Source organism: Nostoc sp. CALU 1950, from assembly GCF_051172895.1.
Taxonomy (GTDB): domain Bacteria; phylum Cyanobacteriota; class Cyanobacteriia; order Cyanobacteriales; family Nostocaceae; genus Nostoc; species Nostoc edaphicum_A.
Genome location: NZ_JBDNJQ010000491.1, coordinates 1 through 249 on the forward strand (window position 1 = coordinate 1; position 249 = coordinate 249).

General features: G+C 49.0%; 1 protein-coding gene. It reads right to left on the reverse strand.

Annotated elements, in window-relative coordinates:
• The coding region (locus ABF638_RS38525; protein WP_435027973.1) for a leucine-rich repeat domain-containing protein at positions 1-249 on the reverse strand (249 nt) is incomplete at both ends.

Here is a 249-nt window from a genome sequence, read left to right on the forward strand (position 1 = left end):
TTGGTGAGTTGGCCAATTTCCGGTGGCAGACTGCTCAGTTGATTACTGTTGAGGTTGAGGGTTTGCAGGTTGGTAAGTTGGCCAATTTCCGGTGGCAGACTGCTCAGTTGATTAATGAAGAGGTTGAGGGTTTGCAGGTTGGTGAGTTGGCCAATTTCTGTTGGCAGACTGCTCAGTTGATTATTGTAGAGGTAGAGGGTTTGCAGGTTGGTGAGTTGGCCAATTTCCGGTGGCAGACTGCTCAGTTGA